This is a genomic window from Pseudomonas sp. P110(2024) (assembly GCF_057480795.1).
In genome coordinates, this window is sequence record NZ_JBLIYT010000002.1 from 46,326 (window position 1) to 72,061 (window position 25,736).

A 25,736-nucleotide genomic window follows, 5' to 3' on the forward strand; every position below is an offset into this window, starting at 1 on the left:
GTAATCGGCAACTCCGGAACAGGCGGACGAACGGCCCCTTGCCAAGTCGCCGGCAACCCGCCATAACCAACCCATGAACCTCCCTGCCCCGCAACACCCGGTGCTCGGCCTGTTCCACCCCGCCGTCGCCACCTGGTTCCACCAGCGATTCGCCACGGTCACCGAGGCCCAGGCCGGCGCCTGGCCGTTGATCCACGGTGGTCAGTCGATGCTGCTGGCCGCCCCGACCGGCTCGGGCAAGACCCTCAGCGCCTTCCTCGCCGTGCTCGACGAGCTGTTTCGCCAGGGCCTGGCGCAAGGCGGCGAACTGCCGGCGCAGACCCTGGTCGTCTACGTCTCACCGCTCAAGGCGCTGTCCAATGACATCCGCTTGAACCTCGACGCGCCGCTCGCAGGCATCGGCGGGCAACTCGAACAGTCTGGTCTCAAAGCCCCGCGCATCACCACCGCCGTACGCACCGGCGATACCCCGCAGAAGGAGCGCGCGGCCATGCGCAAGCTGGCGCCGCATATCCTGGTGACCACGCCGGAATCACTCTATGTGCTGATGGGCTCGGCCTCGGGCCGCGAGGGGCTGGCCAACGTGCACACGGTGATCGTCGACGAGATCCACGCGCTGGCCGGCAACAAGCGCGGTTGCCACCTGGCGCTGACCCTTGAGCGTCTGCAGGCCCTGACTGGCCGGCCGCTGCGGCGCATCGGCCTGTCCGCCACGCAGCGCCCAGTGGAGCGCGTGGCGCGTTTCCTGGTCGGGCAGGAACGTCCCTGCGCCATCGTCGATATCGGCCATGCCCGCCATCGTGACCTGGCCCTGGAAGTGCCACCCGTGCCGCTGGGCGCGGTGATGGCCACGGATGTCTGGGACCTGGTCTACGACCGCCTCGCCACCCTCGCCCGCGAGCACCGCACCACCCTGGTGTTCGTCAACACCCGGCGCCTGGCCGAGCGCCTGACCCGGCACCTTGGCGAGCGCCTGGGCAACCACGCGGTGGCAGCGCACCACGGCAGCCTGGCCAAGGAGCATCGCCTGGCCGCCGAGCAGCGCCTCAAGGGCGGCGAACTGCAGGTGCTGGTGGCCACCGCCTCGCTGGAGCTGGGAATCGATATCGGTGAGGTCGACCTGGTCTGCCAGATTGCCTCGCCGGGTTCGATCGCCGCCTTCCTGCAGCGAGTCGGACGTTCCGGCCACCAGGTCGACGGCGTGCCCAAGGGGCGCCTGTTTCCCACCTCACGGGACGATTTGATCGAGTGTGTCGCCCTGCTCGACTGCGTGCGCCAGGGCGAGCTGGACGAACTGCACATCCCGGCGGCGCCACTGGATGTACTGGCCCAGCAGATCATCGCCGAGGTCGGCAACCAACCGTGGGAAGAACGGGCGCTGTTCGACCTGCTGCGCCGAGCCAGTCCCTACGCCCTGCTCGACGAAGGCCACTACCAGGCCCTGCTGCGCATGCTTGCCGAGGGCTTCAACGGTCGCCAGGGCATCCGCAGCGCCTACCTGCACCGTGATGCGCTGAACCACACCCTGCGTGGGCGCCGCGGCAGCCAGCTGACCGCCCTGACCAGCGGCGGCACCATCCCCGAAACCGCCGACTATGCCGTGCTGCTCGAACCCCAGGCGCTGAACATCGGCAGCGTCAACGAAGACTTCGCGGTGGAGAGCATCGCCGGCGATATCTTCCAGCTGGGCAACGCCTCCTATCGCATCCTGCGGGTCGAACCTGGCCGAGTGCGGGTCGAAGACGCCCACGGCCTGCCGCCGACCATCCCGTTCTGGCTGGGGGAGGCGCCGGGGCGCAGTGACGAGCTGTCCGCCGCGGTGGCCCGCCTGCAGCAGCGGATCGACCAGCAATTGCAGACCAGCGATGGTCCGCAGATGCGCGCCTGGCTGCAAGCGACCTATGCCCTGGATGAAAGCTGCGCCGCGCAACTGCTCGACTACCTGGGCCGCACCTGGCAGGTGCTGGGCGCCCTGCCTTCGCAGCAGACACTGGTCATGGAGCGCTTCTTCGACGAGTCCGGCGGTACCCAGCTGATCATCCACTCGCCCTTCGGCAGCCGGGTCAACCGGGCCTGGGGCCTGGCCCTGCGCAAGCGCTTCTGCCGTACGTTCAATTTCGAGCTGCAGGCGGCGGCCAGCGAGGACGCCATCGTGCTGTCGCTGTCCACTAGCCACAGCTTCGCGCTGGACGAAGTGTGGCGCTACCTGCACAGCCGCACCGCGGAGTCGATCCTGGTCCAGGCCCTGCTCGATGCGCCGCTGTTCGGCGTGCGCTGGCGCAGGAATGCGGCGGTGGCCCTGGCGTTGCCGCGCTATGTGGGCGGACGCAAGGTGGCGCCGCAGATCCAGCGAATGAAGGGCGAGGACTTGGTTGCCGCAGTGTTCCCCGACCAGATCGCCTGCCTGGAGAACATTGTCGGCGAACGCCAGATCCCCGATCACCCGCTGGTGCAACAGACCCTCGACGACTGCCTGCACGAGGCCATGGACAGCGAGGGCTGGCTGGCGTTGTTGCGGCGCATGGAAAACGACGAGGTGCGCCTGCTCAGTCGCGACCTGTCGGCCCCGTCGCCGCTGGCATCCGCCATCCTCAACGCTCGGCCCTATACCTTCCTCGATGACGCGCCCTTGGAGGAACGGCGTACCCAGGCCGTGCTCAACCGACGCTGGAACGAGGTGCACAGCGCCGACGACCTGGGTGCGCTGGACGGCGATGCCATCGCCGCGGTACAGGCCGAGGCCTGGCCACAGGCGAGCAACGCTGACGAAATGCATGAGGCGCTGATGAGCCTGGGTGCCATTGCCCAACCTGAAGTCGAGGTCAATCACGGTTGGTCGCAGCTGCTGTTGCAGCTGGCCAAGGCAGGGCGTGCCTGTCATCTGGATGTTGGGGAGCGACGCCTGTGGTTCGCCCGCGAGCGCCTGCAAGCGATGCGGATCCTGTATCCCGAGGCACGCCCGGCCCCGGACGTTGCGGTGCTGCCGGGTTTCGCCGATGTATGGGACCTCGACACGGCCCTGGTCGAGTTGCTGCGCGCCCGACTCAGTGGCTTCGGGCCGCTAACCTTGCCCGAGCTCATCGATCCGCTTGCACAGGCAGCGGGTAATGCCGAACAGGCCCTGGCCCGCCTGGAAGGCGAAGGCTATGTGATGCGTGGCCACTTCAGCCCAGGCCAGACCGGCCCGCAGTGGTGCGAGCGGCATCTACTGGCACGCATCCACCGCTACACGGTCAAGCGCCTGCGCCAGGAAATCGAGCCGGTCAGCCTGCAGGACTTCATGAGGTTTTTGTTCGACTGGCAGTACCTGGGCGACGAAACACGCCTGCGCGGGCCGCAGGCGCTGGGCGAGGTGCTCGCCCAACTGCAAGGTTTCCCAGCCGCCGCCGGGGCCTGGGAAAGCGACCTGTTGCCGGCACGGATCAAGGGCTACAGCCCGCACTGGCTGGACGACGCCTGTCGCAGTGGCCAGTGGGCCTGGAGCCGGCTGGCGTCCACGCTGTCAGCCAGCACCCTGGTCAGCACGCCGCTGGTGCTGCTGCCCCGCGAGCACCTGGGACTGTGGCGCAGCCTGGCGCCCACTCCGGACCTCGAACAACTGGGTGCACGCGCACGGCGGGTGTTGCAGACGCTGCAGGAACAAGGCGCCTTGTTCTTCGATGAGCTGGCCCACGAAGCTCATCTGCTACCCAGCGAGCTGGAGTCGGCCCTGCAGGAGCTGGTCGGATCGGGCTTGGCCAGCGCCGATGCTTTCAGTGGCCTGCGCAGCCTGATCACTCCGGCGGCCAAGCGCGCTTCGCGTAACAGCCGCCGCGGCCATCCGGCGCTGTCGAGCAGCATGGTCCACGCCGGACGCTGGGCGCTGCTGCGCCGTTCGAGCGTTGCGGTGGATGCAGGCAAGCGCCTGGAGCATGTCGCCCGCAGCCTGCTGCGCCGCTATGGCGTCGTCTGCTGGCGCCTGCTGGAGCGCGAGAGCGATGTGCTGCCGCCGTGGCGCGACCTGTTGCGCTGCTACCACCGCCTCGAGGCCCGCGGCGAGATCCGTGGCGGACGCTTTATCGCTGGGCTGGCGGGGGAGCAGTTCGCCTTGCCCGAAGCGGTGGGGCTATTGCGCCAGGTACGCAGGCGCTCACCGCAAGGCGAGCTGGTGGTGGTCAGCGGCTGCGATCCGTTGAACCTGGTGGGTACCTTGTTGCCTGGGGCCAAGGTACCGGCGGTGGCGGGCAACCGCGTCCTGTACCGGGAGGGTGTCGCGGCGGCCACCCGGGTGGCGGGCAAGTACCAGTTTCTTGTCGATGCGCCAGCCACCGAACAGGCACAATGGCGCCAGTATCTGTTGCGCGACGCACCGTCTGTTTGACTACGCGATCAACGCTTGGCCTGGAAACCGGCGAAGCGCTTGTTGAACCCGGCCACCCGCCCTTCGACCGTGGTCTTGCGCTGCTGCCCGGTGTACACCGGATGCGAGGCACTGGAGACATCCAGCGCCACGTACGGATAGGTCTGCCCATCGCTGTGCACCTGGGTGCGGTCGGTCTCGACGGTCGAGCCGATCAGGAAGAACACATCGGCGGCAGTGTCGTGGAACAGCACGGGGCGATAGGCAGGGTGGATACCAGCTTTCATGGGGGCAATCTCCTGTAAGTTATGGTTACTTTATAACATATCTTATCGCGAATGATTTTCGATACCCCAATTTTCATTTTTCCCCCAGCGCCCAACCGGGCTATGGTCGGGGTTTGCCCCAGGCCCCTGAGCCTGACCGAGCCATTCGCAAGGACACCGTATGAGCCTGTCACTCCTCAGCCGTTACGCCTTCTTCGCCGCCTGCGTGCTGTTCACCCTCGCCAGCCTGCCGTTCCTCGCCCACGACTGGTTGTGGCCGTTCACCCTGACCACCGGGGTACTCAGCCTGATTGGCGTGTTCGACCTGCTCCAGCAACGCCACGCGGTCCGTCGCAACTACCCGATCCTGGGCAACATCCGCTACCTGGTCGAGGGCATCCGCCCGGAGATCCGCCAGTACCTGCTGGAATCCGACAGCGACGCGCTGCCCTTCTCCCGCGCCCAGCGCTCACTGGTCTACGCCCGGGCCAAGAACGAAGCCTCGGACAAACCCTTCGGTACCTTGATCGACGTCTACGAGTCGGGCTTCGAGTTCATCGGCCACTCCATGCGCCCCGCGCCGTTGGCCGACCCGGCGAGCTTTCGCGTCAGCGTCGGCGGCCCGCAGTGCACCCAGCCGTACTCGGCGTCGATCTTCAACATCTCGGCCATGAGCTTCGGCTCGCTCAGCGCCAACGCCATCCGGGCCCTCAACCAGGGCGCCAAGCTGGGCAATTTCCACCACGACACCGGCGAAGGCAGCATCAGCCCCTACCACCGCGAACATGGCGGCGACCTGGTCTGGGAACTGGGCAGCGGCTACTTCGGCTGCCGCACCGCGGACGGCCGCTTCGACCCCGAGCGCTTCGCCGTCCAGGCGCAGAACCCGCAGGTGCGGATGATCGAAATCAAGATGAGCCAGGGCGCCAAGCCCGGCCATGGCGGCATCCTGCCCAAGCACAAGGTGACCCGGGAAATCGCCGAGACCCGTGGCGTCATGATGGGCGAGGACTGCATCTCGCCATCACGCCACAGCGCCTTCTCGACCCCGATCGAGATGATGCAGTTCATCGCCCAGCTGCGTGAGCTGTCCGGCGGCAAGCCGGTGGGCTTCAAGTTCTGCCTGGGCCACCCATGGGAATTCATGGGCATCGCCAAGGCCATGCTGGAGACCGGCATCCTGCCCGACTTCATCGTCGTCGACGGCAAGGAAGGCGGCACCGGCGCCGCCCCGGTGGAGTTCACCGACCATATCGGCGTGCCGCTGCGCGAGGGCCTGCTGTTCGTGCACAACACCCTGGTCGGCCTGAACCTGCGCGACAAGATCAAGCTCGGCGCCAGCGGCAAGATCGTCAGCGCCTTCGACATCGCCAGCGTGCTGGCCATCGGCGCCGACTGGGCCAACTCGGCGCGCGGTTTCATGTTCGCCATCGGCTGCATCCAGTCGCAGAGCTGCCACACCAACAAGTGCCCGACCGGCGTGGCCACCCAGGACGCCCTGCGCCAGCGTGCGCTGGTGGTGCCGGACAAGGCCCAGCGGGTGCTGAACTTCCACCACAACACCCTGCGCGCCCTGGCCGAGATGCTCGCCGCGGCGGGCCTGGAACATCCGGCGCAATTGGAGGCCAAGCACCTGGTGCGGCGCATCTCGGCCACCGAGATCAAGCTGTTCTCGCAGATGCACGTGTTCCTCAAGCCGGGCGAACTGCTCACCGGCGAGGTCAATGGGCAGTTTTATTCGCGGATGTGGCAGTTGGCCCGGGCCGACAGTTTCGAGCCGCATAGCGAGGTGGCGGCCTGATCGGCCACGCGATGAGGGCCATACAAAAACAAAGCCCCGGCACTGGCCGGGGCTTTGTTCATCAGGAGGCGGTACTCGCCACGCCTTGGGCCTCTTTCGGCGCCAGACGGAAGGTGTAGTACAGCGCCGTCAGCAGCACCAGGAATGCCGGACCGATGTACAAGGCCACGCGGGTATCCGGGAAGTACGCCATCAGCCCCACCACCAGTACCAGGAACGCCAGCGCCAGGTACGAACTCAACGGCCACAGCCACATGCGGTATTTCAGCGCGTTGCGCTCGGCGGTACTCAGCCCGGCGCGGAACTTCAGTTGCGCCAGCAGGATCATCACCCAGGTCCAGATCGCGCCGAAAGTGGCGATCGAGGTCACCCAGACGAACACCTTCTCCGGCACCAGGTAGTTGGCCAGCACGCCCAGCAGCAGCGCGGCGATCGACAGCAGCAGCGCGTTGCGCGGCACGCCGCTCTTCGAGGTACGGGCGAAAGTGGCCGGGGCCTGGCCGTTCTGCGCCAGGCTGTAGAGCATGCGCCCGGTGCTGAAGATACCGCCGTTGCACGACGACAGCGCGGCGGTGATCACCACGAAGTTGATGATGCCGGCGGCGGTCTTGATGCCGAGGCGCTCGAAGGTCATCACGAACGGGCTGCCCTGGCTGCCGATCTCGTTCCACGGATAGATCGACAGGATCACGAACAGCGCGCCCACATAGAACAGCAGGATGCGCCAGAACACCGAGCCAATGGCCTGGGGGATGGTCTTCTGCGGGTTGCGCGCTTCGCCGGCGGTCAGGCCGATCATTTCCACGCCCAGGTAGGCGAACATCACCATCTGCAGCGACATCAGCACGCCGGTCACGCCATTGGGCATGAAGCCGCCGTTGCGCCACAGGTTGGAGATACCCATGGCCACGCCGTCGTTACCGAAACCGAAGGCGATGATGCCAATACCGCCGAGCACCATGGCGATGATGGTGACGATCTTGATCAGGGCAAACCAGAACTCGAACTCGCCGAACGCCTTGACCGCAATCAGGTTGATCGCGCCCATGCTGCCCAGGGCCATCAGCGCCCAGATCCAGCGCGGCACATCGGGGAACCAGATGCCCATGTAGATGGCCACCGCGGTGATCTCGGCGACGCAGGTCACCAGCCACAGGAACCAATAGTTCCAGCCGGTGAGGAAGCCCGCCAGGGGGCCGAGGTAGTCTTGCGCGTAGCGGCTGAAGGAGCCTGCCACCGGGTTGTGCACGGCCATCTCGCCGAGGGCGCGCATGATCACCAGGATGGCCAGGCCACCGATGATGTAGGAGAGCATGATGGCGGGGCCGGCCATTTCGATGGCCTTGGCCGATCCCAGGAACAGGCCGACGCCGATACAGGCGCCAAGGGCCATCAGACGGATGTGCCGTTCGCCCAGCTCGCGCTTGAGCGGGCCGCCCTGGACGGACGCGTCGTGGGCAGGATGGTTGCCGACTGGCATAGCAATACAACCTCATTTTGTTATTGGATTTGACCTTCGTGCAGCACCGACCACGCCGATAGGCGGGGCGTCGTCTCGCCAGGCCGCGTTGTGGGCGGCCTGTCCACCGGACGCGGGGCGCCGGCGGGTCGAAGGGGGCGAGCAGTATAGGAAGCCAATTGCAGGGCTTTTCACTATATAAAACGGGATATTTGGCGAGAATTCTCGGCAAAAAGCCCTTAACCGGAGGGGCATTCTGGCCTCGCTCCACCCATGCACAGGAATGGGGCAGCTACATTAACAACATTGCCGAAGAATGGAAGTCGCACCAAAGGCGCATGTTCATACGCTATCGCTCGAAGCTTCTTACAAATTTTTCACCAAACTTGGCCAGCGTCTAAGCTTCAGACAAGCAACGCGAAAACACCTGGCCGGACTCAAGACTATGGGCGCACTGTGGCAATCGGAACCAACCAGAACGGAAGCACCCAAAGCACCTCAGGCTGAAGCCCCCTTGCCCAAGACCCCACGTCAGCGCCGCCTGTGGTGGCGCCTGATCCTGCTCATCCTGTTGATCGGCCTGGTCGCGGTGGGCCTTGCCGCCTATGACGAATTCCAGACCTCGCGCCTGCAATCGCGTGAGTTCAGCCGCCTGGCCGGTACCCTCACCTACGCCCTTGAGCCCGGCCCGAGCGATGCCATCGTCTACCCGGGCGAGGGTCCGTTCGACAGGCGCCTGGGCTACAGCGCCCTGGGCGAATTCCTGCCGCGACTGCTCAAGCGCGACTACCTGATCAACCAGCAGGTGCGTTTCTCCCCAGCGCTGATGAACTACGTCGATCACGGCCTGTTCGTCCCCTATGTGGAGAAGATCCAGGCTGGCCTGTCGATCACCGACTGCCGCGGCGACATGCTCTATCAATACAACTACCCGCAGCACCTGTACCCGAACTTTGCGGCGATCCCGCCGGTGATGGTCAACAGCCTGCTGTTCATCGAGAACCGCGACCTGCTCGACCCGAAAGACCCGCAGAACAACCCAGCGGTGGACTGGCCACGCTTCGCCAAGGCCGCCTATAGCCAGGTGGCCAAGTACCTGGCCCTGCCCGGGCAGTCAGCCGGCGGCAGCACCCTGGCCACCCAATTGGAGAAATACCGCCACTCGCCGGACGGGCTGACCGTCTCAGGCGCCGAGAAGATCCGCCAGATGATTTCCGCCAGCGTGCGTGCCTACCAGGGCGGCCCCGACACCACCGAGGCTCGCGAGCGCATCGTGCGCGACTACCTCAACAGCGTGCCGCTGTCGGCGGTACCCGGCCACGGCGAGGTGCACGGCATGGCCGAAGGCCTGCGGGTGTGGTACGGCGCCGACTTCGACCAGGTCAACCAGGCCCTCACCTCCACCGCCAGCGACGAAAAAAGCATGGCCGAACGCGGCTTGGCCCTGCGCCAGGTGCTGTCGCTGATGATCGCCCAGCGCCGCCCTTCGCATTACCTGTCCAAGGGCCGCATCGAACTGGCCGAGCTCACCGATTCGCACATCCGCGTACTCGCCGCCAACGGCATCATCGAGCGTGCCCTGGCCGACGCCGCCCTGGCCAGCAAGGCGGTGTACCGCGACTGGGTGGCCCAGCCGACCATCGTGCCGATTATCACCAACAAAGGCATCAGCCTGGCCCGCAACCGCCTGGCAGCCATGCTCAACCGGCCGCTTTACGACCTCGACCGCCTCGATCTGTCGGCCACCAGCACCCTGCAGGCCGACCTGCAGGTGCAGGTCAGCCAGTACCTGAAAAACCTCGCCGACCCGGTATTCGCCGCGCAGATGGGCCTGATCGGCGAACGCCTGCTCACGGCCAAGACCACCGACCAGGTGAGCTACAGCTTTACCCTGTTCGAACGTACCGCCGACGGTTCGCGGGTACGGGTGCAGACCGACAGCACCAACCAGCCCTTCGACATCAATGAAGGCAGCAAGCTCGAACTGGGCTCCACCGCCAAGCTGCGGGTGCTGACCACCTACCTGGAAATCATCGCCGAGCTGCACGACAAGTATGCCGGCAAGCCGGCGGCCGAGCTGAAGAAGGTCCCGGTGGCCGAGCTCGACCGCATCACCCAGTGGTCGCTGGAATGGCTGATGCAGAACAGCAAGAACCAAGGCCTGGATGCCATGCTCGACGCGGCGCTCGAGCGCAAGTACTCGGCCAACACCGGCGAGGCCTTCTTTACCGGTGGCGGCATGCATGTGTTCAACAACTTCCGCAAGGAAGACAACAATCGCAACCCCACGCTCAAGGATGCCCTGCGCGAGTCGATCAACCTGCCGTTCATCCGCCTGATGCGCGACATCGTGCGCTACGTCACCTATCAGCAGCCGTTCAACCGCGAACCACTGCTCAGGGACGACAGCGATCCGCGCCGCCAGGAATACCTGGCGCGCTTCGCCGACCGCGAAGGCTCCAACTACACCATGCGTTTCTGGAAGAAGTACCAGCGCAAGACCTCGCAGCAGCGCCTGGACACCTTCCTCGACAGCATGCGGGTAACCCCGCAGCGCTTGGCCGCGGTGCACCGCTACCTGTTCCCCGAGGCCGGCCAGGAGACCTTCAACGCCTTCGTTCGCGCCCACAGCAAGGAAGACAAGAAGGCCATGGCCAAGCTCACCGACGGCCGCCTGGTGGAGATGTACGAAGCCTACGGCCCGGGCAAGTACGACTTGCCTGACCAGGGCTACATCGCCAAAGTCCACCCGCTGGACCTGTGGCTGCTCGGCTACCTGCTGAAGAACCCCGGCGCCTCGCTCAAGGACGCCCTCAACGCCAGCCGCTTCGAGCGCCAGGAGGTCTACAGCTGGCTGTTCAAGAGCCGCCACCAGGGCGCCCGCGACAGCCGCATCCGCACCATGGTCGAGATCGAGGCGTTCACCGATATCCACCAGCGCTGGAAGCGCGTCGGCTACCCGTTCGACCACCTGGTACCGTCGCTGGCCACCGCCATCGGCAGCTCCGGCGACCGTCCGGCCGCGCTCTCCGAACTGGTCGGGATCATCCAGAACGACGGCGTGCGCCTGCCCACGCTGCGCATCGACACCCTGCACTTCGCCCAGAACACCCCCTACGAAACGCAGCTGATCAGCGACCCGGACCGTGGCCAGCGGATTCTCCCGGTGGAAGTCGCCCGGGCGCTCAAGGGCGCCATGTCGCAGGTGGTCGACGCCGGCACCGCGCGGCGCATCTCCGGCAGCTTCAAGCTGCACGACGGCACCCCGCTGGTGATGGGCGGCAAGACCGGCACCGGCGACAACCGCATCGAAAGCTTCGGCGCCGGCGGCCGGTTGATCGGCTCGCGTTCGCTGAACCGCACCGCGACCTTCGTGTTCTTCCTCGGCGACAACCACTTCGGCACCCTTACCGCGTTCGTCCCGGGGCGCTCGGCAGAAGCGTTCACGTTCACCTCGGCGTTGCCGGTGCAGGTGCTCAAGGGCATGGCACCGATTCTCATGCCGTATCTGGAGCCGGGCAATCCCACCGCCTGCAAGGCACCACAAGTGGCGGGCCAGTCCTGAACCATCAAAAAAACAGATGATAATCATCTGCATTTGAGGGCTTGTCTTTAGATATATCTTGAGTAATATCTTGCGATATATCTAAACAGACGGAGCCCTTCCCCATGCGCGACCACGACCCCTTCGAACGCCGTCCCGGCCGCGGCGAACGTGGCCCGCGGGTATTCGCCCCCGGCGACCTGAAGTTGCTGATGCTTTCGATGCTGGCCGAGCAACCCGGCCATGGCTACGACCTGATCCGCCAGATCGAGACCCTCTTCGACGGCAGCTACAGCCCCAGCCCCGGGGTGATCTACCCCACACTTAGCTATCTCGAGGAAGCCGAGCTGGTCACCGGCGCCATCCAGGGCAGCAAGCGCCTCTACGCCATCACCGATGCCGGCCGCAGTGCCTTGCAGGAACAGGCCGTCGCCCTCGACGGCGTGCGCATGCGCATCGAGGTTAGCAAGCGCGCCCTGCGCGGCCACGACCGGCCGCCGGAAATCCATGAAGCGGTCGGCAACCTGCGCCACGCCCTGCACATGCACAGCGGCCGCTGGACCAGCGAAGAGATCGAGCGGGTGCGCAACCTGCTCAACGACACCGCCAAGGCCATCGCCTCCAGGCCGGCCAACCTTGTTACGGAGAACACCCCATGAGCGACACCATTCATCGCGTCAACCATGAGATTCGCCAGCGCCGCCTCGAAGTGCTGCGGGTCACCGACCTCACCCCGCGCATGCGCCGCATTACCCTCGGTGGCGCGGAGCTAACCGGTTTCACCAGTGTCGGCACGGACGACCACATCAAGCTGCTGTTCGCCTGCACGCCCGAAGAGCAGCAGGCCATCGACGCGCGCAACCTGGGCCGTGATGGCGGCGCCCGGCCGACCATGCGCGAGTACACGCCACGGCGCATCGACCTGGTGAACAACCAGCTGGATATCGATTTCGTCCTGCATGGCGATGGCCCCGCCTCCACCTGGGCGGCCCAGGCCGCGCCCGGCCAGACCCTGGACATCGCCGGCCCGCGGGCCTCGATGGTGGTGCCGGATATCTTCGACAGCTACTTGCTGATCGGCGACGAGACGGCGATCCCGGCCATTGCCCGTCGCCTGGAAGAACTGCCGGCGGGCCGCCAGGTACTGGCGGTGATCCAGATCGAGGACGAGCAGGAGCGCCAGGTGCTGACGAGCAAGGCCCAGGTCGAGGTGATCTGGGTGCGCCGGCACCAGGAGGATGTGCTGGAGCGGGTGAAGCACCTGGCGTTGCCCCAGGGCCGGTTGTATGGCTGGGTGGCGCTGGAGAAGGCTCTGACCCGCCAGGCCAAGGCGCTGCTGCTGGAGAAAGGCGTTCCCGAGGATGCCCTCAAGGCTGCGGCTTACTGGCGAGCTGACGGCACTGCCGACGACGAATGATCAGAATCTGCACACCCCGTGTAGGAGCGGCCTTGCCGAGGTGTCGGCCCGGTCGGAAAGGGCTGCAAAGCAGCCCCGGGATCTCAGCGCCAAGGCAGAAATTGCCGAGGCAAGGCCGCTACTACAGGGATTGCATATGGCCAATCTCATGAATGCCTGCGCCAGCGATCCAACCCCAGCAATACCAACCCGATCCCCCAGAATCCCGCCAGCACCATCAGGGCATTGCCCAGCACCTGCCCATATCCCAACCGTGCCACGTCGATGAACGGATAGGGATAGACCCCAATCTCATGCCCGCGTAGCAGCACGAAGGCAAAATACAACACCGGGTACAGCGCCCAGGCCGCCAGGTGCCAGAGCCGCAATTGCCCCTTGGGCACCTCCAGCCACCAGTACAGGACGAACACCAGCGGCACCACATCGTGCAGCAGTTCGTCCGCCAGCCACTGCCAGCCCCGGGGCTGCCAAAGGTGGCGCAGCAACAGGCTGTAGGCCAGTGCCACCAGCAGAATGCTCGCGGCGATGCATGAGCTCACAGCGGGTGACAAGAACCAGCGCCTGGCCGCCGACTCGCGGCCGAACGCGGCCTGGCTGAGCACGGTGGCCACCAGCGTATTGCTCAACACCGTGAAAAAACAGAATAGGTTAACCAGCCCGCCGATCAGGCTGGCCTGCTCCTGCCAGCGCGCCAGCAGCACCAGGTACAACTGGATCGCCAGGCCCGTCCAGCCGAGGACGGCCGCCAGGGTCAGCCAGGGGCGGGGCGGCATCAGCCTTTGCGCTGCAGCTTCACGTACAGCTGCTCGACCTTTTCCCGTGCCCACGGGGTCTTGCGCAGGAAGGTCAGGCTCGACTTGATGCTCGGGTCGCTTTTGAAGCAGCGGATGTCGACGCGCTCGGCCAGGCCCTGCCATTGGTAGTGCGCCACCAGTTCGGTAAGGATCTGCTCGAGGGTCTTGCCGTGCAGCGCGTTGTGATTGGCCGTGCTCATGCCAGTGCTCCAGGTTCGGGAAGGTGCGCACCTTACACGAGTGTAGTGGCATCTACAGCCTCTACCGCTGAGCCCTGTAGGAGAGTGCCCAGCCCTTCGGGCCACGCTGTCGCGCTGGAAACTGTCCTCTGTGGGAGCGGCCTTGCGTCGCGAAAGGGGCGCGCAGCGGCCCCAGGTTCTGAGCCACCATCAAAAATTGCCGGGGCTGCTGCGCAGCCCTTTCGCGACGCAAGGCCGCTCCCACAGGGCTGGACGATCGCCTACAGGGTAAACACGTTACTTCACAAAGTACTGGCCCATGGCAAACAGCTTGTGATGAAATGTTATAAAGTAACTATTAACAATTCTGCCAAGGAACGCCACATCCCCATGCGTCACATGCCGCTGCACCTCTCTCCCCTTGCCGTCGCGCTCTGGCTGGCCTCCACCTCCAGCCAGGCCGTGGAACTGCAACCCCAGGTGATCACTGCCAACCCGCTGGGCAACGCCCAACTGGCCGCGCCCAGCACCGTCCTCGAAGGCGACGACCTGCTGCAACAGCAACACGCCAGCCTCGGTGAAACCCTCAACAAACAGCCCGGCGTCGCCTCCACCTGGTTCGGCCCCGGTGCCAGCCGCCCGGTAATCCGCGGCCTGGACGGCGACCGTATTCGTATCCTGCGCAACGGCGTCGGCGCCCTGGACGCCTCGTCGCTGTCCTACGACCACGCCGTGCCACTGGACCCGGTCACCGTCGAGCGGGTCGAGATCGTCCGCGGCCCGGCCGCCCTGCTATATGGCGGCAACGCCATCGGCGGCGTGGTCAACACCTTCGACAACCGCATCCCCGACTCACCCATCGACGGCATCCATGGCGCGGGCGAGCTGCGCTACGGCGGCGCCGACACCACCCGCAGCAGCGCTGGCAAGCTGGAGGCCGGCAACGGCGCCTTCGCCCTGCACCTGGACGCCAACAGCCGCCAGTTCAACGACCTGCGCATCCCCGGCTACGCCCGCAGTTCGAAGGTCCGCGATGCCGACGAGCCCGGCGGCAAGCACCGCCTGGAGAACAGCGACGGTCGCCAGGACGGCGGTGCGATCGGCGGTTCGTACCATTGGGATCACGGCTACACCGGCCTGTCCTACAGCCGCTACGACAGCAACTACGGCTCGGTGGCCGAGCCCGGCGTGCGCCTGGACATGCAGCAGGACCACTACGGCTTCGCCTCGGAACTGCGCGACCTCGACGGGCCGTTCAGCTCGGTCAAGGTCGATGCCGGCTACACCGACTACCAGCACCGCGAAATCGAAAGCGGCGAGGTGCACACCACCTTCAAGAACAAAGGCTACGAAGCGCGCATCGAGGCCCGTCACCAGCCGCTGGACCCGGTCGAGGGCGTGGTCGGCGCCCAGGTCAGCCGCAACGAATTCTCCGCGCTGGGCGAGGAAGCCTTTGTCCCGCACACCGATACCGACAGCCTGGCGCTGTTCCTGCTTGAGCAATGGCAGGCCAGCGAACGCCTGAACCTGAGCCTGGGCGCGCGCCTGGAACACACCCGGGTCGATCCGGATGCCAAGGGCAACGAGAACTTCGCCGGGGCCGACAGCGCCAGCAGCTTCAACGCCTTGAGCCTGTCCTCGGGCGCGGTGTACCAGCTCGACCCGATCTGGTCGCTGGCCGCCAACCTTGGCTACACCGAGCGCGCGCCGACTTTCTACGAGCTGTACGCCAACGGTGCCCACGTGGCCACCGGCGCCTACGAGATCGGCGATCCGAACCTGAACAAGGAGAAGGCCATCTCCACCGACCTGGCCCTGCGCTTCGACAACGGCACCCACAAGGGCAGCGTCGGCGTGTTCTACAGCCATTTTCGCAACTACATCGGCCTGATTGGCACCGGCAACCTGCGTGAAGGCCATCATCACGACCACGACGATCATGACCATGACCACGATCATGATCATGACCACGGCGATATCCCCGAGTATGCCTATCAGGGCGTGCGGGCACGTTTCTACGGCATCGAGGCCCAGGACCGCTGGCAACTGCTGAAAAACCGCTACGGCAGCTTCGCCCTGGAACTGTCCGGCGACTACACCCGGGCCAAGAACCTCGACAGCGGCGAGCCGCTGCCGCGCATCGCCCCGCTGCGCCTGAACAGCGGCCTGGTCTGGGAGCTGGACCGCTGGCAGGCGCGTGTCGATGTGCAGCACGCGGCGTCACAGCATCGCAAACCGGCCAACGAGACCAGCACCGATGGCTACACCACCCTCGGCGCCAGCCTGGGGTATCGCTTCGACATCGGCCAGAGTGAATGGCTGGCCTTCGTGCGCGGCGAGAACCTCACCGACCAGACCGTGCGCTATGCCAGCTCGATCCTGCGTGATATCGCGCCGGCGCCGGGGCGTAGTGTGCAGGTGGGGCTGCGTACCAGCTTCTGATTGCCAGGGGCGCTATGCGCCCCTTTCGCCGGCAAGCCGGCTCCCACAGGACTGCGCTGTACCGGTGGGAGCCGACTTGCCGGCGAATAGGCTACAAAGCAGCCTCCTGCGCACTTACTGTTACCCCGTCAGCAACAATCCCCTGCGACATTTTGTCTTTTTTTCTTACAACTTCCCCTATATCCTCCCCGCCGCAAGCTGAATCGCTTCATTCGATACCCAACGCAGTCATTTCCCTTCGAAGATCTCGCACTTCGTTGCGCTTGCCGTTTCTTCAACAATCAAAAGATAGCGCTATCTCATGCTCCAGCTGCCCTATACCCGCTACTCCGGCCTCGCCCTCGCCACCCTGCTCGGCGCCCTGTCCCCCACCACCAGCGCCAGCGAAATGTTCGCCAAGGACTCGCCGTGGATGCTCGGAGACTGGGGCGGAACCCGCAGCGAGCTGCTGGAGGAAGGCTATGACTTCACCCTCGGCTACACCGGCGAGATGGGCAGCAACCTGCACGGCGGCTACAGCCATGACCGCGCGGCGCGCTACAGCGACCAGTTCACCTTCGGCGTGAACATGGACCTGCAAAAGATCCTCGGCTGGCAAGACACCGAGTTCCAGCTGACCGTCACCGAACGCCATGGCGACAACATCAGCAACGACCGCATCAACGACCCGCGCGTCGGCGGTTTCACCTCGGCCCAGGAGGTCTGGGGCCGTGGCGAGACCTGGCGGCTGACGCAGATGTGGATCAAGCAGAAATACTTCGATGGCACGCTGGACGTGAAATTCGGCCGCTTTGGCGAAGGCGAGGACTTCAACAGCTTCCCCTGCGACTTCCAGAACCTGGCGTTCTGCGGCTCGCAGGTGGGCAACTGGGTCGGCGGCATCTGGTACAACTGGCCGGTCAGCCAGTGGGCCCTGCGCGTGCGCTACAACCTGAACGACGCACTTTACGCCCAGGTCGGCGTTTTCGAGCAGAACCCCTCCAACCTCGAGAGCGGCAACGGCTTCAAGCTCAGCGGCAGCGGCACCCAGGGCGCGGTGATGCCGATCGAACTGGTCTGGAGCCCGCGGGTCAATGGCCTGAAAGGGGAATATCGCGCCGGCTACTACTACAGTAATGCCAAGGCACAGGATGTACTCAAGGACAGCACCGGCGCGCCTGCCGCCATCAGCGGCGCCGCCTACCGCAGCAGCTCGAGCAAGCATGGCCTGTGGCTCGGCGCCCAGCAGCAGGTAACCGCGCTGGCCTCCGACCAGTCGCGCGGCCTGAGCCTGTTCGCCAATGCCACGGTGCACGACAAGAAGACCAATGCCATCGACAACTATGTGCAGGCAGGTGTGGTTTACAAAGGGCCCTTCGATGCCCGCGCCAAGGACGACATCGGTTTCGCCCTGGCCCGCGTGCACGTCAATCCCGGCTACCGCAAGAACGCCCGCCTCATCAACCAGGCCAACGGCCTGGACGACTACGACAACCCCGGTTTCCTGCCCGTGCAGGACACCGAATACAGCGCCGAACTCTATTACGGCATCCACCTGGCCGACTGGCTCACCGTGCGCCCGAATCTGCAGTACATCCGCCATCCGGGCGGGGTGTCGCGGGTCGACGACGCCCTGATCGGCGGCCTGAAGATCCAGAGCAGTTTCTAACCCGACCCTTTCACACTACGGAGAACAGACGATGAGCACTGACGGTGCCAAGAATGGAACCCGCTGGCTACCGCGCCTGATGGGCGTATTGCTGCTGCTGATGGGGCTGGCCCTGCTGGCCGGCGGCATCAAGCTGAGCCAGCTGGGTGGCTCGCTTTACTACCTGATTGCCGGTATCGGCTTCGCCTTGTCCGGCATCCTGCTGCTGGCCAAGCGTCGCATCGCCCTGGGCCTGTATGGCCTGATGCTGCTGGGCAGCACCGCCTGGGCGCTGCTGGAAGTCGGCCTGGACTGGTGGCAGCTGGTGCCGCGCCTGGCCATCTGGTTCGCCATCGGCGTGGTCCTGCTGCTGCCGTGGGCACGCCGCCCGCTGGTCGGCCCCGCGTCGAAAGTCAACACCGCCCTGCTCAGCGTCGCCGTGGTCGCCTCCGGCGCCACCGCCGTGGCCAGCCAGTTCACCCACCCGGGCGAGATCCGTGGCGAGTTCACCCGCGACAACAGCGAGATGGGCAGCGCCGCTCCGGCCATGCCGGAGGGTGAATGGCAGGCCTACGGCCGCACCGAACACGGCGACCGCTACTCGCCGCTGCGCCAGATCACCCCGCAGAACGCCTACCGCCTGGAAGAGGCCTGGCGCATCCGCACCGGCGATCTGCCAAGCGAAAACGACCCGGTGGAGCTGACCAACCAGAACACCCCGCTGAAGGTCAACGGCATGCTCTATGCCTGCACCGCCCACAGCCGCCTGCTGGCCCTGGACCCAGATACCGGCGCCGAAATCTGGCGCTACGACCCCCAGGTCAAGAGCCCTACCGGCACCTTCAAGGGCTTCGCCCACATGACCTGCCGCGGCGTCTCGTACTATGACGAGAACAACTACGTCAGCCGTGACGGCAGCCCCGCGCCGAAGATTACTGACGCCGGCCAGGCCGTGGCCCAGGCATGCCCGCGCCGCCTGTACCTGCCCACCGCCGACGCCCGCCTGATCGCCATCAACGCCGACACCGGCAAGGTTTGCGAAGGCTTCGCCAACCAGGGCGTGATCGACCTGACCCGCGGCATCGGCCCGTTCACCGCCGGTGGCTACTACTCCACCTCGCCCGCGGCGATCACCCGCAGCCTGGTGATCATCGGTGGCCATGTCACCGACAACGAATCGACCAACGAGCCGTCCGGCGTAATCCGCGCCTACGACGTGCACGACGGCCACCTGGTGTGGAACTGGGACAGCAACAACCCGGACGACACCAAGCCCCTGGCCGACGGGAAAATGTACAGCCGCAACTCGGCCAACATGTGGTCGATCGCCAGCGTCGACGAAGACCTGGGCATGATCTACCTGCCGCTGGGCAACCAGACCCCCGACCAGTGGGGTGCCGACCGCACTCCGGGTGCCGAGAAGTACAGCGCCGGCATCGTCGCCCTGGACCTGGCCACCGGCAAGGCGCGCTGGAACTACCAGTTCACCCACCACGACCTGTGGGACATGGACGTCGGCAGCCAGCCGACCCTGGTTCACCTGAAGACCGACGACGGCGTCAAGCCGGCGGTCATCGTGCCGACCAAGCAAGGCAGCCTGTACGTGCTCGACCGCCGCGATGGCACGCCGATCGTGCCGATCCGCGAGATCCCGGTACCGCAGGGCGCCGTGAAAGGCGACCACACCGCGCCGACCCAGGCCCGCTCCGACCTCAACCTGCTCGGCCCCGATCTGACCGAACAGGCCATGTGGGGCGCCACGCCGTTCGACCAGATGCTCTGCCGCATCCAGTTCCGCAGCCTGCGTTACGAAGGCCAGTACACGCCGCCTTCCGAGCAGGGCAGCCTGGTCTACCCAGGCAACGTCGGCGTGTTCAACTGGGGCAGCGTGTCGGTCGACCCGGTGCGCCAGATCCTCTTCACCTCGCCGAACTACATGGCCTTCGTGTCGAAAATGATCCCGCGCGAGCAGGTAGCAGAAGGCAGCAAACGCGAAAGCGAGACCAGCGGCGTGCAGCCGAACGCCGGCGCGCCGTACGCGGTGACCATGCACCCGTTCATGTCGCCGCTGGGCATCCCGTGCCAGGCACCGGCCTGGGGCTATGTGGCGGCCATCGACCTGTTCACCAACAAGGTGGTGTGGAAGCACAAGAACGGCACCACCCGCGACAGCACCCCGGTGCCGATCGGCATGCCGGTGGGCGTGCCAAGCATGGGTGGCTCGATCGTCACCGCCGGTGGCGTGGGCTTCCTCAGCGGCACCCTGGACCAGTACCTGCGCGCCTACGACGTGAAGAACGGCCAGGAGTTGTGGAAGGCTCGTCTGCCGGCCGGCGGCCAGGCCACGCCGATGAGCTACACCGGCAAGGACGGCAAGCAGTACGTGCTGGTCACCGCGGGCGGCCATGGCTCGCTGGGCACTAAAATGGGCGACTACATCATCGCTTACAAATTGGCTGAGTAAGCGTCACGCCTGTCGCAGGGCAGGCCCGCTCCCAACCAGGGAGCGGGCTTACCCGCTATTGTTCCCCCCGCGGTTCTCCCCCCTTCGTCTACCATTGAAACCTGCCCACCACCGCCCCATCTAAGCACCATAGCCATTCACGCAGGTGCCCCATGAGCGACCAGCAGGATTTCCCAGAACATCCCGACGAACACAGCGAAGTCGAACACCTCGATCCCCAGGCCGCCCCCGGCCACCACCTCGCCCTGCCCGGCCAGCAGCTGCCGGACAAGGTCTATGTGATCCCGATCCACAACCGCCCATTCTTCCCCGCGCAAGTGCTGCCGGTGATCGTCAACGAAGAACCCTGGGCCGAAACCCTCGACCTGGTCGCCAAGACCCCGCACCACGCCCTGGCGCTGTTCTTCATGGACACCCCGCCGGAAGACCACCGCCACTTCGACACCAAGGCCCTGCCCGAGTACGGCACCCTGGTGAAGGTCCACCACGCCAGCCGCGAAGGCGGCAAGCTGCAGTTCGTCGCCCAGGGCCTAACCCGCGTGCGTATCCGCACCTGGCTCAAGCACCACCGCCCACCCTACCTGGTGGAGGTCGACTACCCACGCCAGCCGGCGGAGCCCACCGACGAAGTGAAGGCCTACGGCATGGCCCTGATCAACGCGATCAAGGAACTGCTGCCACTCAACCCGCTGTACAGCGAAGAGCTGAAGAACTACCTCAACCGCTTCAGCCCCAATGACCCCTCGCCACTCACCGACTTCGCCGCCGCCCTCACCTCGGCCACCGGCAACCAGCTGCAGGAAGTGCTCGACTGCGTACCCATGCTCAAACGCATGGAAAAGGTCCTGCCGATGCTGCGCAAGGAAGTCGAGGTGGCCCGGCTGCAGAACGAGATCTCCGCCGAGGTGAACCGGCAGATCGGCGAGCACCAGCGCGAGTTCTTCCTCAAGGAGCAGCTCAAGGTCATCCAGCAGGAGCTGGGCCTGACCAAGGACGACCGCAGCGCCGACCTGGAGCAGTTCCAGCAGCGCCTGGAGGGCAAGACCCTGCCTGACCAGGCGAAAAAACGCATCGACGAGGAGATGGGCAAGCTAGCCATCCTCGAGACCGGCTCGCCGGAGTACGCCGTCACCCGCAACTACCTGGAATGGGCCACGGCTCTGCCCTGGGGCGTGTACGGCAAGGACAAGCTCGACCTCAAGCACGCGCGCAAGGTCCTCGACCGCCACCACGCGGGCCTGGACGACATCAAGGAGCGCATCCTCGAGTTCCTCGCCGTGGGCGCCTGGAAAGGTGAGATAAGCGGCTCCATCGTGCTGCTGGTGGGTCCGCCGGGCGTCGGCAAGACCAGCATCGGCAAGTCCATCGCCGAGTCCCTGGGCCGACCGTTCTACCGCTTCAGTGTCGGCGGCATGCGCGACGAGGCCGAGATCAAGGGCCACCGCCGCACCTACATCGGCGCCCAGCCAGGCAAGCTGGTGCAGGCGCTGAAGGAGGTCGAGGTGATGAACCCGGTGATCATGCTCGACGAGATCGACAAGATGGGCCAGAGCTACCAGGGCGACCCGGCCTCGGCGCTGCTGGAAACCCTCGACCCGGAACAGAACGTCGACTTCCTCGACCATTACCTCGATCTGCGCCTGGACCTGTCCAAGGTGCTGTTCGTCTGCACCGCCAACACCCTCGACTCGATCCCCGGCCCGTTGCTCGACCGTATGGAAGTGATCCGCCTGTCCGGCTACATCACCGAGGAAAAGCTGGCCATTGCCAAGCGCCACCTGTGGCCCAAGCAGCTGGACAAGGCCGGCGTGGCCAAGACCAGCCTGAGCATCAACGACGCCGCCCTGCGTGCGGTGATCGAGGGCTATGCCCGCGAAGCCGGTGTGCGTCAGTTGGAGAAACAGCTGGGCAAGCTGGTGCGCAAGTCGGTGGTCAAGCTGCTGGAAGATCCGCAGGCCAAACTCAAGATCGCCGCCAAGGACCTCGAGCCCGCCCTGGGCATGCCGGTGTTTCGCAGCGAGCAGGTACTGGCCGGCAAGGGCGTGATCACAGGTCTCGCCTGGACCAGCATGGGCGGTGCCACCCTGCCGATCGAGGCCACGCATATCCACAGCCTCAACCGCGGCCTCAAGCTCACCGGGCAGTTGGGTGACGTGATGAAGGAATCGGCAGAGATCGCCTACAGCTACATCAGCTCGAACCTCAAGCAGTTCGGTGGCACGCCCGGCTACTTCAACGAGGCGTTCATCCACTTGCACGTGCCCGAGGGCGCCACGCCCAAGGATGGCCCCAGCGCCGGCGTGACCATGGCCAGTGCCTTGCTCTCGCTGGCCCGCGACCAGGCGCCGAAGAAAGGCGTGGCCATGACCGGCGAGCTGACCCTGACCGGCCAGGTGCTGCCGATCGGCGGGGTGCGCGAGAAAGTGATCGCCGCGCGACGGCAGAAAATCTTCGAACTGATCCTACCGGAGGCCAATCGTGGCGACTTCGAAGAGCTGCCTGACTACCTGAAGGAAGGGTTGAGCGTGCACTTCGCCAAGCGCTTTACCGACGTGGCGAAAGTGTTGTTCTGACAGCCCGTCTTCGCGGGGCCAGCCAGCTCCCACGCATACGATGTGGGAGCTGGCTGGCCCCGCGATGGCCCCCCCCACCACCCCACAAAACTGCGACAGCTTCGGTTATCCTCAGGCCATTCCAGCTTCAGGAGCCAACATGTCTCTCCCTCGCCTGCTTGTTCCCGCCGCCCTGGCCCTGCTCACCGCCTGCGCCCAGCAACCGCAACGCTCCGTCGAACTGGACGGAGAAAGCGAGTGCCCCAAGCGCCTGGTCGTCGGCCAGACCATGACCCTCACCCTGCCCAGCAACCCCACCACCGGCTACCGCTGGCTGCTGCAGAACCCGGCTTCGGAGATCCTGCGCAGCCTCGGTCCCGAGGTATACAGCTCCCCGGAACAAGCCGGCATCGTCGGCAGCGGCGGGCTTTCCACCTGGCGCTTCCAGGCCAAGGCCGCCGGCGAAGGCCACCTGATCCTGGTCTACCAGCAGCCCTGGGCCCCTGAAGTGCGACCGGTGCAGACCTTCGATTGCGCCATCCGGGTGAAGTGAGCGCACGGCGCCGGTCAGCGAGTCATGCAAGCTTGCCGTGGTTTGGCTAGAATGCCGCCCCTGTAGATTGCCAGCCGCCTGGACCCGCCCGTGAGCAAACAACCCGACCGCCTTTTCGCCCAGCCCCTGGAGCAGGTGCCCGACTTCGTCTTCAACGAAGACGTGGTGCAGGTGTTCCCGGACATGATCAAGCGCTCGGTGCCCGGTTACCCGACCATCGTCGAGAACCTCGGCGTGCTGGCCGCGCGCTTCGCCCAGCCGAACTCCGTGCTGTACGACCTCGGCGCCTCGCTGGGCGCGGTGACCCAGGCGCTGCGCCGCCATGTGCGCACGGACGGCTGCCGGGTCATTGCGGTGGACAACTCCGCGGCCATGGTCGAGCGCTGCCGCCAGTACCTCACCGCCCAGGACTCGATGTTCCAGGAGCTGCTGCCGGTACAGGTGCTGGAGGCGGACATCCTCACCCTGCCCTTCGAACCGGCCTCGGTGGTGGCGATGAACTTCACCCTGCAGTTCGTCGCCCCAGAGCAACGCCTGGAGCTGCTCGGCCGCATCCATCAGGCCCTGTTGCCGGGCGGTGCGCTGATTCTCTCGGAAAAACTGCGCTTCACCGACGCGCAGGAGCAGGACCTGCTCAACGAACTGCACCTGGACTTCAAACGTGCCAATGGCTACAGCGAACTGGAAATCGCCCAGAAACGCAGCGCCATCGAGAACGTGATGAAGCCCGACACCCTGGAAACCCATGAGCAGCGCCTGCGCGCCGCCGGCTTCTCCAAGGTCGTGCCCTGGTTCCAATGCCTCAACTTCGCCTCGCTGATAGCCCTGCCATGATCGATCTGTCCCCCCTCGTCCGCCGCCTGGCGGGCACGCCCCTTGCCACCTGGTCCCAGGGCCTGCAGGCGCAACTCGAAGCCAAGCTGGAAAAGGGCCACGGCGATCTCGACCGCTGGCGCGGCGCCCTCGAGGCACTGCCGCGGCTGACCCCCAGCGAAATCGACCTGGTCGACGGCCTGCGTCTGGACTGCGCCTGCGACGACGCCACCCGGGCGCAGATGCGGCAGGCACTGATGGGCCTGTCACCCTGGCGCAAGGGCCCGTTCGACCTGTTTGGCGTGCATGTCGACACCGAGTGGCGCTCTGACTGGAAATGGTCACGGGTCGGCCCACACCTGGACCTCAAGGGCAAGCGCGTGCTCGATGTAGGCTGCGGCAACGGCTACTACCAGTGGCGCATGCTCGGCGCCGGCGCCGACATGGTCATCGGCGTGGACCCCAACTGGCTGTTCTTCTGCCAGTTCCAGGCCGTGCAGCAGTACCTGCCTGAACTGCCGGCCTGGCACCTGCCGTTCGCCCTCGAGGAGCTGCCGGCCAACCTCGAAGGCTTTGATACCGTATTTTCCATGGGCGTGTTCTATCACCGCCGCTCGCCCATCGAGCACCTGCTGGCGCTCAAGGACTGTCTGGTCAAGGGCGGCGAACTGGTGCTGGAAACCCTGGTGATCGAGGGTGACGAAAACCAGGTGCTGGTACCCGAGGATCGCTACGCGCAGATGCGCAACGTCTGGTTCCTGCCGTCGGTGCCGGCCCTGGAGCGCTGGTTGCGCCGCGCCGGCTTCAGCGATGTGCGCTGCGTCGATGTCAGCGTCACCAGCGTCGAGGAGCAGCGCAGCACCGAGTGGATGCGCTACCAGTCGCTGGGCGACTTCCTCGACCCGAACGACCACGGCAAGACCATCGAAGGCCTGCCAGCCCCGCGCCGCGCCACGCTGCTGGCACGCAAATAAAAAAGGGCGCCCGTTCGGGCGCCCAGGTTCACCTGCGCCGAGGAGCTGTCGCGGCGCAAGTGTGTGGTACTCAGTCCTTGGCCAGTTCCCGGGCCTTTTCCTCGGCCTTGCGCTCGCGCTCGGCCAGCGCCTGCTGCTTGTCCCCGTACAGGCGCGCCTGGTCGTCGCGGAACGCTTGCCAGAATTGCTTCGAACGCTCAGCCCCGCCTTCGGCGAAAACGCTGGTGCTGCCCAGGGCGAGAATCGCCAGCAGCAGGTACTTGGTCAGGTTCATCGTGCTTGCCTCGTGATAACCGTTTCGACAGGGCCATCATCGCAAGCGGGAGCTAACACCAAGGTGAGGCGGACATTACAGTCTTGCAAGAGAGCCGTATCGCGGTGCAAGCCCGCTCCCACAGGATCGCCCTGTCAGGCACATGACCCGCGCATTACAAATCCGTTATTCCCGCCGCTTGCCCATTCGCATCCAGTAACATCCTCGCCGCTTGACCCTGATGTCACTACAGGGTCGA

17 protein-coding genes are annotated in these 25,736 nt (G+C 65.6%); 12 read left to right on the top strand and 5 right to left on the bottom strand.

The features are described from left to right. Positions 1-73 precede the first annotated feature (73 nt). Positions 74-4,360: an Lhr family helicase gene (locus AC25ND_RS03225; protein WP_486976099.1), complete on the top strand. Its 4,287-nt coding sequence runs from the start codon at positions 74-76 to the stop codon at positions 4,358-4,360. Between the two features lie 8 nt (positions 4,361-4,368). On the opposite strand, the gene AC25ND_RS03230 is transcribed toward AC25ND_RS03225, so the two are convergent. Next, positions 4,369-4,626, bottom strand: a complete 258-nt coding sequence (locus AC25ND_RS03230; protein ID WP_028690102.1) for a type B 50S ribosomal protein L31 — start codon at positions 4,624-4,626, stop codon at positions 4,369-4,371. Positions 4,627-4,786: 160 nt separating this feature from the next. Between AC25ND_RS03230 and AC25ND_RS03235 the strand changes: the two genes are divergently transcribed. After that, positions 4,787-6,406: an FMN-binding glutamate synthase family protein gene (locus AC25ND_RS03235; protein WP_028690103.1), complete on the top strand. Its 1,620-nt coding sequence runs from the start codon at positions 4,787-4,789 to the stop codon at positions 6,404-6,406. 61 nt (positions 6,407-6,467) lie between these two features. Here the strand turns inward: AC25ND_RS03235 and AC25ND_RS03240 are convergent, their stop codons facing one another. After that, on the bottom strand, positions 6,468-7,886 hold the full coding sequence (locus tag AC25ND_RS03240; RefSeq protein ID WP_028690104.1) for an amino acid permease: 1,419 nt from the start codon (positions 7,884-7,886) through the stop codon (positions 6,468-6,470). A 424-nt stretch (positions 7,887-8,310) separates the two neighbouring features. On the opposite strand from AC25ND_RS03240, the gene AC25ND_RS03245 reads away from it, so the two are divergent. The 3 genes from AC25ND_RS03245 (at position 8,311) to AC25ND_RS03255 (ending at position 12,826) form a co-directional block, all read left to right on the top strand. Continuing rightward, positions 8,311-11,430, top strand: a complete 3,120-nt coding sequence (locus tag AC25ND_RS03245) for a transglycosylase domain-containing protein (RefSeq protein ID WP_028690105.1) — start codon at positions 8,311-8,313, stop codon at positions 11,428-11,430. A gap of 104 nt (positions 11,431-11,534) precedes the next feature. Next, the gene (locus AC25ND_RS03250; protein WP_486976100.1) at positions 11,535-12,068 is read left to right on the top strand and encodes a PadR family transcriptional regulator; all 534 of its coding nucleotides are present in this window, start codon (positions 11,535-11,537) and stop codon (positions 12,066-12,068) included. Next, entirely contained in the window at positions 12,065-12,826 is a 762-nt protein-coding gene (locus tag AC25ND_RS03255; RefSeq protein ID WP_028690107.1) for a siderophore-interacting protein, read from the top strand. Before AC25ND_RS03250 ends, AC25ND_RS03255 begins: the two co-directional genes overlap by 4 nt. 146 nt (positions 12,827-12,972) lie before the next feature. On the opposite strand, the gene AC25ND_RS03260 is transcribed toward AC25ND_RS03255, so the two are convergent. Together AC25ND_RS03260 and AC25ND_RS03265 are read right to left on the bottom strand one after the other, a co-directional pair. Then, positions 12,973-13,599 carry a Pr6Pr family membrane protein gene (locus AC25ND_RS03260; RefSeq protein ID WP_486976101.1) on the bottom strand — a complete coding sequence of 209 codons (627 nt, stop codon included), beginning with the start codon at positions 13,597-13,599 and terminating at the stop codon, positions 12,973-12,975. Next, positions 13,599-13,820: a VF530 family protein gene (locus AC25ND_RS03265; RefSeq protein ID WP_028690109.1), complete on the bottom strand. Its 222-nt coding sequence runs from the start codon at positions 13,818-13,820 to the stop codon at positions 13,599-13,601. Before AC25ND_RS03265 ends, AC25ND_RS03260 begins: the two co-directional genes overlap by 1 nt. 369 nt (positions 13,821-14,189) lie before the next feature. Between AC25ND_RS03265 and AC25ND_RS03270 the strand changes: the two genes are divergently transcribed. The 7 genes from AC25ND_RS03270 to cmoB all read left to right on the top strand — a co-directional run bounded on the left by AC25ND_RS03270 (position 14,190) and on the right by cmoB (position 25,224). Beyond that, positions 14,190-16,241, top strand: a complete 2,052-nt coding sequence (locus tag AC25ND_RS03270) for a TonB-dependent receptor (protein ID WP_486976102.1) — start codon at positions 14,190-14,192, stop codon at positions 16,239-16,241. A 301-nt stretch (positions 16,242-16,542) separates the two neighbouring features. Next, complete coding sequence (locus AC25ND_RS03275; RefSeq protein WP_088852669.1) at positions 16,543-17,889, top strand: carbohydrate porin; 1,347 nt, start codon at positions 16,543-16,545, stop codon at positions 17,887-17,889. A 31-nt stretch (positions 17,890-17,920) separates the two neighbouring features. Then, positions 17,921-20,332, top strand: a complete 2,412-nt coding sequence (locus tag AC25ND_RS03280) for a glucose/quinate/shikimate family membrane-bound PQQ-dependent dehydrogenase (protein WP_028690112.1) — start codon at positions 17,921-17,923, stop codon at positions 20,330-20,332. 152 nt (positions 20,333-20,484) lie between these two features. After that, on the top strand, positions 20,485-22,905 hold the full coding sequence (gene lon, locus AC25ND_RS03285) for an endopeptidase La (protein WP_062363506.1): 2,421 nt from the start codon (positions 20,485-20,487) through the stop codon (positions 22,903-22,905). A 139-nt stretch (positions 22,906-23,044) separates the two neighbouring features. Beyond that, positions 23,045-23,437 (top strand): protease inhibitor I42 family protein, encoded by a 393-nt coding sequence (locus AC25ND_RS03290; protein ID WP_186594365.1) that lies wholly within the window; start codon positions 23,045-23,047, stop codon positions 23,435-23,437. Between the two features lie 90 nt (positions 23,438-23,527). Continuing rightward, positions 23,528-24,271: a carboxy-S-adenosyl-L-methionine synthase CmoA gene (cmoA, locus tag AC25ND_RS03295; protein ID WP_028690115.1), complete on the top strand. Its 744-nt coding sequence runs from the start codon at positions 23,528-23,530 to the stop codon at positions 24,269-24,271. Continuing rightward, the gene (gene cmoB, locus AC25ND_RS03300) at positions 24,268-25,224 is read left to right on the top strand and encodes a tRNA 5-methoxyuridine(34)/uridine 5-oxyacetic acid(34) synthase CmoB (RefSeq protein WP_062573023.1); all 957 of its coding nucleotides are present in this window, start codon (positions 24,268-24,270) and stop codon (positions 25,222-25,224) included. The genes cmoA and cmoB overlap by 4 nt, the downstream gene beginning before the upstream one ends. 70 nt (positions 25,225-25,294) lie before the next feature. Here cmoB and AC25ND_RS03305 read toward each other — a convergent pair whose 3' ends face one another. After that, positions 25,295-25,498 (bottom strand): hypothetical protein, encoded by a 204-nt coding sequence (locus AC25ND_RS03305; protein ID WP_062364203.1) that lies wholly within the window; start codon positions 25,496-25,498, stop codon positions 25,295-25,297. Positions 25,499-25,736 lie beyond the last annotated feature (238 nt).